Origin of the sequence: Streptomyces aurantiacus JA 4570, from assembly GCF_000414115.1 — a bacterium.
GTDB classification, from domain to species: Bacteria; Actinomycetota; Actinomycetes; order Streptomycetales; family Streptomycetaceae; genus Streptomyces; species Streptomyces aurantiacus_A.
Genome location: NZ_AOPZ01000246.1, coordinates 1 through 9,057, shown reverse-complemented (window position 1 = coordinate 9,057; position 9,057 = coordinate 1). Strand labels below are relative to the sequence as shown.

The window sequence follows — 9,057 nt, the reverse complement described above, 5'->3', positions numbered from 1 at the left end:
GCCGAAGAGGTCACCGCGGGTCTGGAGGGCATGGAGGTGCCGCTGCGGGTCGCCGTGATGGGCTGTGTGGTGAACGGTCCGGGTGAGGCGCGTGAGGCCGACCTCGGTGTCGCGTCCGGCAATGGCAAGGGGCAGATCTTCGTCAAGGGCGAGGTCATCAAGACCGTCCCGGAGTCGAAGATCGTGGAGACCCTGATCGACGAGGCGATGAAGATCGCCGAACAGATGGAGGCCGGTGGCGTCCCGTCCGGGGTGCCCGACGTCACGGTGAGTTGAACAACCAGTAAGGGGGCCCGAGCATGACCATTCTGGAGACGATCCGGGGGCCGCGCGACCTCAAGGCGCTGTCCGAGGCCGAGCTGGGCGAACTGGCGGAGGAGATACGGGAGTTCCTGGTGCACGCGGTCGCCAGGACCGGTGGTCATCTCGGGCCCAATCTGGGGGTGGTGGAGCTCACCATCGCCCTGCACCGGGTCTTCGAGTCGCCCGAGGACCGCATCGTGTGGGACACCGGCCACCAGAGCTACGTACACAAGCTGCTGACCGGCCGTCAGGACTTCTCGAAGCTGCGCGGCAAGGGGGGCCTGTCCGGCTACCCCTCGCGGGCGGAGTCCGCGCACGACATCGTCGAGAACAGCCACGCCTCGACGGCGCTCGGCTGGGCCGACGGCCTCGCCAAGGCCCGTGACGTGCTCGGCGAGCGCGGGCACGTCGTCGCCGTCATCGGCGACGGGGCGCTCACCGGCGGCATGGCGTGGGAGGCGCTGAACAACATCGCGGCCGCGAAGAACCAGCCGCTGATCATCGTCGTCAACGACAACGAGCGTTCGTACGCCCCCACCATCGGCGGGCTCGCCAACCATCTGGCCACGCTGCGCACCACCGACAGCTACGAACAGGTGCTCGCCTGGGGCAAGGACATCCTCCAGCGCACCCCCGTCGTCGGACGGACGCTGTACGAGTCGCTGCACGGCGCGAAGAAGGGCTTCAAGGACGCCTTCGCACCGCAGGGGATGTTCGAGGACCTGGGGCTGAAGTACGTCGGCCCCATCGACGGGCACGACACCAAGGCCGTCGAGTCGGCCCTGCGGCGCGCGAAACGCTTCCACGGCCCCGTCCTCGTGCACTGCCTCACCGAGAAGGGGCGCGGCTACGAGCCCGCGCTCGCCGACGAGGCGGACCGTTTCCACACCGTCGGCGTCATGGACCCGCTGACCTGCGAGCCCCTCGCCCCGTCCAACGGCCCTTCCTGGACCTCGGTGTTCGGCGAGGAGATCGTCCGCATCGGCGCCGAGCGCGAGGACGTCGTGGCGATCACGGCGGCCATGCTGCACCCGGTGGGCCTCACCAAGTTCGCGGCGGCCTACCCGGACCGGGTGTGGGACGTCGGCATCGCCGAGCAGCACGCCGCCGTGTCGGCCGCCGGGCTCGCCACGGGCGGCCTCCACCCGGTCGTCGCCGTCTACGCCACCTTCCTCAACCGGGCCTTCGACCAGCTCCTGATGGACGTCGCGCTGCACCAGTGCGGGGTGACGTTCGTGCTCGACCGGGCCGGGGTCACCGGGCCCGACGGGGCCTCGCACAACGGCATGTGGGACATGTCGATCCTCCAGGTCGTACCCGGCCTGCGGATCGCCGCGCCGCGCGACGCCGACCAGCTCAGGGCGCAGTTGCGCGAGGCGGTCGCCGTCGACGACGCGCCGACCCTGCTGCGCTTCCCCAAGGAGTCGGTGGGCCCGTCCGTTCCGGCCGTGGACCGCGTGGGCGCCATGGACGTGCTGCGCCAGGACCCGGAGGCCGACGTGCTGCTCGTCGCGGTCGGCGTGATGGCGCCGGTGTGCCTGCAGGCCGCCGACCTCCTCGCGGAGCGGGGGATCGGCTGCGCTGTGGTCGACCCGCGCTGGGTCAAGCCCGTCGACCCGGCGCTGCCCCCGCTGGCGGCGCGGCACCGGCTCGTCGCCGTCGTCGAGGACAACAGCAAGGCCGCCGGCGTCGGCTCGGCCGTCGCGCTGGCCCTGGGGGAGGCCGAAGTGGACGTTCCCGTACGGCGGTTCGGCATCCCCGACCAGTTCCTCGCGCACGCCAAACGCGGCGAGGTGCTCGCGGACCTGGGGCTCACTCCCGTCGAGATCGCCGGGAGCATCAGCGCGACCCTCGCGCGCAAGGACGCGTGCGGCGCGGACACGCGGCAACAGCCCGGCGCGGACGTACGGCGACAGGCCGGTCCCACCGGTGAAGAGGCCGGTTCCCCCGGCAAGCAGGCCGGTCCCCCCGGCAAGGAGAAAGCCGGTGTGGCCGGCGAGGAGAACTGAGCATGACGAGCACGAGCAAGGAGTTCGACCTCGGCAGACTGCTCGCCGAGCGCGGCGGCGAGCGGTACGAACTGCACGCGCGGCACCTCAACCACCAACTGCCGCGCATGCTGCACACCATCGGCTTCGACAAGGTCTACGAACGGGCCGAGGGCGCGTACTTCTGGGACGCGGACGGCAACGACTACCTGGACATGCTCGCCGGCTTCGGCGTGATGGGCCTCGGCCGGCACCATCCCGTCGTACGCAAGGCGCTGCACGACGTCCTCGACGCCTCGCTCGCCGACCTCACCCGCTTCGACTGCCAGCCCCTTCCCGGGCTGCTCGCGGAGCAACTGCTCACCCACAGCCCGCACTTGGACCGGGTGTTCTTCGGCAACAGCGGCACCGAGGCGGTGGAGACCGCCCTGAAGTTCGCCCGGTACGCCACCGGCAGGCCGCGCGTGCTCTACTGCGCGCACGCCTTCCACGGCCTGACCACCGGCTCGCTCTCGGTGAACGGTGAGACGGGATTCCGCGACGGCTTCGCGCCGCTGCTGCCCGACACGGCGGTGCCGCTCGGCGACCTCGACGCGCTGCGCGCGGAGCTCGCGCGCGGTGACGTCGCCGCGCTGATCGTCGAGCCCGTCCAGGGCAAGGGCGTGCACGAGACGCCGCCCGGCTATCTGCGTGCCGCGCAGGAGCTGCTGCACCGGCACAAGGCGCTCCTGATCGCCGACGAGGTGCAGACGGGCCTCGGCAGGACCGGCGAGTTCTACGCCTACCAGCACGAGGAGGGCGTCGAGCCGGACCTGGTGTGCGTGGCCAAGGCGCTGTCCGGGGGCTATGTGCCGGTCGGCGCGACCCTGGGCAAGGACTGGATCTTCAAGAAGGTCTACTCGTCCATGGACCGCGTCCTCGTGCACTCGGCGAGCTTCGGGTCCAACGCGCAGGCGATGGCGGCCGGGCTCGCGGTACTCGCCGTGATGCGGGACGAGAAGGTCGTCGAGAACGCGCGCGTCACCGGTGAGCTGCTGAAGTCACGGCTCGCCGCGCTCGTCGACCGCTATGAGCTGCTGAGCGAGGTGCGCGGGCGCGGACTCATGGTCGGCATCGAGTTCGGCAGGCCCAAGTCCCTGAAGCTGCGCAGCCGTTGGACGATGCTCCAGGCCGCGCGCAAGGGCCTGTTCGCGCAGATGGTGGTCGTCCCCCTGCTCCAGAAGCACCGCATCCTCACCCAGGTGTCCGGCGACCACCTGGAGGTCATCAAGCTGATCCCGCCGCTCACCGTGGGGGAGAAGGAGGTCGACCGGTTCGTGGCGGCCTTCACCGCCGTCATGGACGACGCCCACAGCGGGGGCGGGCTGATGTGGGACTTCGGCAGGACGCTGGTGAAGCAGGCGGTGGCGAATCGATGAGTTTTGCCTCTGGGGCAACAAAATTGCCTCTGGGGTAAGGCTCTGGCTCAATCTACGGTATGAGCCCTGCCACCCCGGACGACGGTGAGGCGGCCGACGAGCTGCCCGCCGTCGCCCCGCGACTGCGGGAGCTGCGCCGCCGCGCCGCCCTGACCCTGGAGGCCGCGGCCCGCGCGGCCGGACTCTCGCCCGCGCACCTGTCCCGCCTGGAGACCGGGCAGCGCCAGCCGTCCCTGCCGATGCTGCTCGCGCTCGCGCGCACCTACGGTACGACGGTCTCCGAACTGCTCGGCGAGACGCCCGCCGACCGGGACGCGGTCGTCCGCGCCCCGGACATGGAGCCCACCGCCGCCGGCGGCTGGACGTACTGGCAGGCCGGCGCGCCCGGCCGGGGCATGCAGGCGCTGCGCGTGCACGTCCCGCACGGGGCGCAGGGCGACATCGTGCGGGTCCATCCCGGCGAGGAGTGGCTGTACGTCCTCAAGGGGCGGCTGCGGCTGCGGCTCGGCGACACCGCGCACCTCCTCGCGCCGGGCGACAGCGCGCACTTCGACTCGCTGACCCCGCACCGGATCGCCGCCGCGGACCACGGCGGCGCCGACTTCCTCTTCGTCCACACCTTGCTGCAGAGCCCCGCCACCGCGCTGTGCCTCGGCGGCACCACCCAGGGAGACCGACATGACGGAATCTGAGCCGCAGCAGCCGCAGTCCGGGCAGCCCGCACGCCGCATGGCGATGGAGGAGAAGTTCCCGCGCGCCCTGTGGATCCGGCTGATCATCTATGTCGCCGTGGGCCACGTGTTCGCGTTCTTCGTCTACCTGCTGTTCGTGCTCGGGGGCAAGAACCAGTGACGCCGGGGGGCTGAGACAGGCTCTCAGTCGAGGAGCCGCTCGCGCAGGCGCTCCCGCGTCCCCTTGCTCACGCCGAGGCCCCGCGCCAGATACGTGTCGGTGTCGCCCCAGGTCAGCTCGATGGTCTCGAAGGCCGCCGCCAGATACTCGGCGCGGGCGTCGAACAGCGGGCTCAGCAGCTCCATGACCTCGGGGGACATCGCGTCCGGCGAGGTGCTGCTGCGGTGCACCTTGTAGCGGCGGTGGGCGGCGTTCGACTCCAGGTAGTCCGTCTCGATCGCCTCGCGCTCCACGCCGACCGCCAGCAGGGCCACTGCTATGGACAGGCCCGCGCGGTCCTTGCCCGCCGCGCAGTGCATGAGCGCGGGCACGCTGTCCTCGGCGAGGGCGTGCAGCACCCGGCTGTGCTCGGCCGTGCGCTCCTTGATGATCGTCCGGTACGAGGCCGTCATCCGGCCCGCGGCCTTGCCGTCGGACAGGACGCCGCGGAGCTGGTCCAGATCGCCGTCGCGGACCATCTTCCAGAACTCGGCGCCGTCCGCCGGGTCCGTCAGCGGCAGATTCACATTGCGCACCCCCGGCAGCTCCACGTCCGGGCCCTCCAGGCGCTGGTCGGCGGCGTTGCGGAAGTCGAAGATCGTGTGCAGGCCCAGCGAGGCGAGGAACGCCGCGTCGGCCGCCGTGGCGTGCGCGAGGTGACCACTGCGGAAGAGCACGCCGTGGCGCACCCTGCGGCCGTCCACCGTCGGCAGTCCGCCCACGTCACGGAAGTTGCGCACGCCGGCCAGCTCGGGCTCGGTCGACGGGACCTGCTGCGTCACGGGGTCTCCTCATGCTCGGGGGCGGCTTCGCGCGACCTCGCGGGCACGCGGCCCGCAGGTGGTTGCGCCTTCGACGATACGACACGGGTTCCTGAGGCAATCAGTCCTGGCACAGGGGTGCCCGGAGGCGCGTGCGGGGGCGCGTCAGGGTGGCGTACGCGGGAGGTGCGCGGGCGTTGCCCCGGTGGCTGTACGGCTCGAAGATGTTCGTACGCGCGCGTGCCTGTTGAGATCCGTTTCCGCATCTGTGGGGCTCTGGGGGTTCGATGATCGAGATCGGCGCAGACGGTCGTACGTGGCTCCTCTCGGGGCCCACCAGCAGCTACGCGCTGCGCCTCACGGGCCGCGACGAGCTGCTGCACCTGCACTGGGGCCCGCGGATCGCCCTGGCCGACGCCGAGGCGCTGGCCGCGGCGCCGCCGCCCCCGGAGCGGCCCTTCGAGTCGTGGCTCGACGGGCGCGAGGAGTACCCGGTCGAGGGCGGGCCGCGGTTCGTGCGGCCCGCGCTTTCGGTGCGCGGCGGCGGGGTGCGCGGGACGGAGTGGCGCTTCCTGCGGTGGGCCGAGGGCGCCGACGACGAACTCCAGCTCCACTTCACCGACGCCGTGCACGGCCTTCAGATCACGCTGTCCTGGCGGCTGCGCGGCGACGTCGTGGAGCGGTACGCCATCCTCAGCAACAAAGCCCCCGCCGGAGCGCCGGAGTTGGAGATCCTGCGCGCCGACTCCGCGACCTGGACCCTGCCCCTGCGCGAGCGCTGGCGGCTCTCCCAGCTGCACGGGCGCTGGGCGGCGGAGTCCCGGCTCGTACGGTCGGAGCTCACGTACGGCGAGAAGGTCATCGGCAGCCGGCGCGGGCACACCGGGCACCAGCACCTGCCCTGGGTGGCGCTCGACGCGGACGGCGCCACCGAGGAGAGCGGCGAGGTCTACAGCTGCGCGCTCGCCTGGTCCGGGTCGTGGCGGATCGCCGTGCACCAACTCCCGGACGGCGCCGTGCAGATCACCGGCGGCAGCGGGCACGACGACTCCGGGCAGCAGATGCTCGCGCCCGGCACGGCGATCGCCACGCCGGTCTTCGCGGGCCTGTGGAGCGACGGCGGCTTCGGCGGGGCGAGCCGGGCCTGGCACGCGTACCAGCGCGCGCACGTGATCCCGGACGCGGACGAGGTGCGGCCGGTGCTCTACAACTCCTGGGAGGCCACCGGGTTCGACATCTCCGAGGAACAGCAGCGGGCGCTCGCCGGGCGGGCCGCGGCGCTCGGCGTGGAGCTGTTCGTCGTCGACGACGCGTGGTTCGGCGCGCGCGTGTCCGACCGGGCCGGGCTCGGCGACTGGACGCCCAACCCCGACCGCTTCCCCGGCGGCCTCAAGCCTCTCGCCGACGAGGTGCACGCCCTGGGCATGCGGTTCGGGATCTGGGTCGAGCCGGAGATGGTCAACGCCGACAGCGACCTGTACCGCGCGCACCCCGACTGGGTGCAGCACCACCCCGGCCGCGCGCGCACCGAGTTCCGCAACCAGCTCGTCCTCAACCTCGCCCGCCAGGACGTCCAGACCTACCTCTGGGAGAAACTCGACGCCCTCCTGACCAGCGCGCCCATCGACTATGTGAAATGGGACTTCAACCGCTGCTTCACCGACCCGGGGTGGCCAGGCGAGCCCTACCCGCAGCGCCTGTGGGACGGCCATGTGCACGCCTTCTACGACCTGGTGGACCGGCTGCGGGCCGCGCACCCGGCCGTGGCCTTCGAGTCCTGCTCGGGCGGCGGCGGCCGGATCGATCTCGGCGTCCTCGCCCGCACCGACCAGGTGTGGACGTCCGACAACACCGACCCGCTGGACCGGCTCGCCATCCAGCACGGGTTCAGCCAGCTCCACCCCGCGCGCGTGATGGCCGCCTGGGTCACCGACAGCCCCAACACACAGCTCAACGGGCGCGTCAGCTCGCTGCGCCTCCGCTTCGTCAGCGCCATGGCCGGGGTGCTCGGCGTCGGCGGCGATCTGACCCGGTGGAGCGAGGACGAACTCGCCGAGGCGCGCCGCTGGGTGGAGCTGTACAAGGAGATCAGGCCCGTCGTGCAGCTCGGCGACCTGTACCGGCTGCGGGAACCGGACGGCGGGGTCAGCGCGGTGCAGTACGTGCGCGGGGACGACGTCGTCGTCCTCGCCTGGCTCCCGGCGCAGGCGTACGGCCAGGAACCGCCGCCGGTGCGGCTGCGGGGTCTCGACCCGGCGGCGGCCTACGCGTGCCGGGAGACGGGGGCGGCGCACCGAGGTGCGGTCCTGCTCCACTACGGGCTGCGCACCGGGCTGCGGGGCGACCTGGACGCCGCCGTCTTCCGGCTCCGGCGGGTCACGGACGCGTAGGCGGGCGGCGCGCGAGGGGCGGGGCGCGGGTGTCCCCGGACGCGTATTCCGGGTTGGTGCAATCTTGACCGGTGGCTTATCTCACCCCTCGTCAACCCCTTATTACGATGGCGTAGGTCACTTGTCGCCAGGAAAGATGTGACGACGTGACAGCAGAGTCGACACACTTCAGCAAATTCGCACCCACGGACACCTTCACCTCCTACGCAGCGGTCGGCGACAGCTTCACGGAAGGAGTGGGGGACCCCGGGCCCGACGGGACGTTCGTCGGCTGGGCCGACCGGCTCGCCGTCCTCCTCGACGACCGCGTGCCCGAGCACTCCTTCCGATACGCCAACCTCGCCGTGCGCGGCAAGCTCCTCGACCAGATCGTCGCCGACCAGGTGCCGCGGGCCAAGGAGCTCGGGCCCGACCTGGTGACGTTCGCCGCGGGCGGCAACGACATCATCCGGCCCGGCACCGACCCCGACGAGGTCGCCGAACGCTTCGAGCGGGCCGTCGCCGAGCTCGCCGCCGCCGTCGGCACCGTCGTCGTCACCACCGGCTTCGACACCCGGCGCGTGCCGCTCCTGAAGCATCTGCGCGGCAAGATCGCCACGTACAACGGCCATGTCCGCGCGGTCGCCGACCGCTATGGCTGCCCCGTGCTCGACCTGTGGTCGCTGAAGTCCATCCAGGACCGGCGGGCCTGGGACGCCGACCGGCTCCACCTGTCGCCCGAGGGGCACACGCGGGTGGCGATGCGGGCGGGCCAGGCGCTCGGGATCGAGGTGCCCGCCGACCCGGAGCAGCCGTGGCCGCCGCGGCCGCCGCGCGGCACCCTGGAGGAGCGGCGCGACGACGTCCACTGGGCGCGCGAGCACCTGGTGCCGTGGATCGGACGGCGGCTGCGCGGCGAGTCGTCCGGTGATCATGTGGCGGCCAAACGGCCCGACTTGATGCCGTTGACGTGATGCCCTCGCGGTCGCCCACCCGCGGGGGGTGCGGGCTCGACCGGTGAGGTGACAGAGCGGGGTGGCGGCCCCGCGCGCGGGGGCGCGAGTGCTGGGATGTCGGCCAGCCGTCCCCGCCGGGGCGGAAGACCGCCCCACCGGAAGGACTCCCGCCCATGTCCGCGACCCCACGCCCCACCGCACGCACCGGGAACCACCGCGTTCCCACCGCCTTCGTCCGCCGCCCGCGCGCGCTCGCGGGCACCACGCGTCCGCGTGCGTCGCTGCGTGCCCTCACCGCGGCCCTCGTCGCGCTCGCCGCGCTCGGGGTGTCCGGGGCCCTCGCCGTGCCCGCGATCGCCGACGAGGCGCCC

At 72.4% G+C, this 9,057-nt stretch carries 8 protein-coding genes and 1 pseudogene; 8 read left to right on the top strand and 1 reads right to left on the bottom strand.

What is annotated here, in order from left to right; all coding sequences use genetic code 11:
- From STRAU_RS23370 to STRAU_RS23350, 5 genes and pseudogenes are all read left to right on the top strand, one after another.
- Nucleotides 1-276 (top strand): annotated as a pseudogene (locus tag STRAU_RS23370) (flavodoxin-dependent (E)-4-hydroxy-3-methylbut-2-enyl-diphosphate synthase); the annotation flags it as partial.
- Nucleotides 277-299: 23 nt separating this feature from the next.
- Entirely contained in the window at nucleotides 300-2,312 is a 2,013-nt protein-coding gene (dxs, locus tag STRAU_RS23365; RefSeq protein ID WP_016642848.1) for a 1-deoxy-D-xylulose-5-phosphate synthase, read from the top strand.
- Between the two features lie 2 nt (nucleotides 2,313-2,314).
- Complete coding sequence (locus STRAU_RS23360) at nucleotides 2,315-3,709, top strand: aspartate aminotransferase family protein (protein ID WP_016642847.1); 1,395 nt, start codon at nucleotides 2,315-2,317, stop codon at nucleotides 3,707-3,709.
- Between the two features lie 59 nt (nucleotides 3,710-3,768).
- Nucleotides 3,769-4,401 (top strand): helix-turn-helix domain-containing protein, encoded by a 633-nt coding sequence (locus STRAU_RS23355; protein WP_016642846.1) that lies wholly within the window; start codon nucleotides 3,769-3,771, stop codon nucleotides 4,399-4,401.
- A gap of 43 nt (nucleotides 4,402-4,444) precedes the next feature.
- Nucleotides 4,445-4,561 carry a DUF6126 family protein gene (locus tag STRAU_RS23350; RefSeq protein ID WP_037661371.1) on the top strand — a complete coding sequence of 39 codons (117 nt, stop codon included), beginning with the start codon at nucleotides 4,445-4,447 and terminating at the stop codon, nucleotides 4,559-4,561.
- Between the two features lie 23 nt (nucleotides 4,562-4,584).
- Here STRAU_RS23350 and STRAU_RS23345 read toward each other — a convergent pair whose 3' ends face one another.
- A complete protein-coding gene (locus tag STRAU_RS23345) occupies nucleotides 4,585-5,382 on the bottom strand; it encodes a tyrosine-protein phosphatase (RefSeq protein ID WP_016642844.1) in 798 nt (265 codons plus the stop codon).
- A 266-nt stretch (nucleotides 5,383-5,648) separates the two neighbouring features.
- Here STRAU_RS23345 and STRAU_RS23340 point away from each other — a divergent pair, with 266 nt between their 5' ends.
- The 3 genes from STRAU_RS23340 to STRAU_RS23330 all read left to right on the top strand — a co-directional run.
- Complete coding sequence (locus STRAU_RS23340) at nucleotides 5,649-7,751, top strand: alpha-galactosidase (protein ID WP_016642842.1); 2,103 nt, start codon at nucleotides 5,649-5,651, stop codon at nucleotides 7,749-7,751.
- A 146-nt stretch (nucleotides 7,752-7,897) separates the two neighbouring features.
- Entirely contained in the window at nucleotides 7,898-8,704 is an 807-nt protein-coding gene (locus STRAU_RS23335) for an SGNH/GDSL hydrolase family protein (RefSeq protein ID WP_016642841.1), read from the top strand.
- Nucleotides 8,705-8,859: 155 nt separating this feature from the next.
- The coding region (locus STRAU_RS23330) for a hypothetical protein (RefSeq protein WP_037661367.1) at nucleotides 8,860-9,057 on the top strand (198 nt) is incomplete at its 3' end.

Coding starts and splice junctions, on each gene's coding strand:
- STRAU_RS23340 (WP_016642842.1), top strand. CDS start 5,649: ATGATCGAGATCGGCGCAGACGGTCGTACGTGGCTCCTCTCGGGGCCC.
- STRAU_RS23360 (WP_016642847.1), top strand. CDS start 2,315: ATGACGAGCACGAGCAAGGAGTTCGACCTCGGCAGACTGCTCGCCGAG.
- STRAU_RS23355 (WP_016642846.1), top strand. CDS start 3,769: ATGAGCCCTGCCACCCCGGACGACGGTGAGGCGGCCGACGAGCTGCCC.
- dxs (WP_016642848.1), top strand. CDS start 300: ATGACCATTCTGGAGACGATCCGGGGGCCGCGCGACCTCAAGGCGCTG.
- STRAU_RS23350 (WP_037661371.1), top strand. CDS start 4,445: ATGGAGGAGAAGTTCCCGCGCGCCCTGTGGATCCGGCTGATCATCTAT.